The organism is Gluconobacter sp. P1C6_b, from assembly GCF_018811945.1.
GTDB lineage: Bacteria > Pseudomonadota > Alphaproteobacteria > Acetobacterales > Acetobacteraceae > Gluconobacter.
Map to the genome: position 1 here is coordinate 1 of NZ_JACRVU010000065.1, position 899 is coordinate 899.

Genomic DNA, 899 nt, shown 5'->3' on the forward strand with positions numbered 1-899 from the left:
CATGAAGTCCTCATTGGCTTTCGAGCGATACGCTGTATCAGCCCAGACGCTTGAGGCCGTATTGGTTTTATCCAGAAGGCCCTCGCGCAGTCTGGCACCATCACTGGCAGCAGCATCCGTTGTCTTCCATTTCCGGATGAACCGGAACTTCCGGTCGATGGAAACATGGGACTTGTAGCCAAAGAACGGAATGGCGAGGTCCGTGGCTGGGATCGTCCCGTCATCCTGCCGCTTCGCTTTGGTAAACTTTAGTGTCCAGCGCGCATGACGGTCCTTATGCGACAGCTTTGCGGGTTTGTCCTGCCAATCTTCAGGAATACGCCCTGCCCGGAGGTCAGCTTTCTCAGCGTTCGTATTGCGCTGCTTTGGGGCGGCTACCAATGTCGCATCCAGGATCTGGCCGGACATTGGCAGATAACCGGCGGTCCGCAGAGTGGCATCAAACCGGTCAAACAGTCTTTCAATAGCTCCCGCCTGGGCCAGACGCTCACGGAACAGCCAGACCGTTTTGGCATCAGGTACCCGGTCCGACAGTCCCAAACCGAGGAAACGCATGAAGGACAGGCGGTCGTTGATCAAATATTCCGTTCGCTCGTCGGACAGATTGTTCAGCGTCTGGATCACCAGAATCTTGAACATCAACACGGGATCAAACGGCGGTCGTCCACCTTTGCTCCCATCTGAATAGGCCAGAGCCTTCTCCAGATCGGGGCGGAACACCTCAAAATCCACAGTCCGGGAAAATGCCTCAAGCTGATCGCCAAGCCCGCTTAACCGGGCCAGCCGCTCTTCAACATCAAAGAAACTCGGCTGCTTCATCTGCCATCATCCCCAATCAACGCAGGAGAGATGGAATCACAGAGGAACCCTCAAATCCAGAAGGTTTTTCGAACCCTCCA

At 55.3% G+C, this 899-nt stretch carries 1 protein-coding gene; it reads right to left on the reverse strand.

Annotation, left to right across the window (positions count from 1 at the left end):
• Positions 1 to 819 (reverse strand): IS5 family transposase (locus KP701_RS16140; protein ID WP_215747914.1); only part of this gene is annotated, 819 nt, incomplete at its 3' end.
• Positions 820 to 899: the final 80 nt, after the last annotated feature.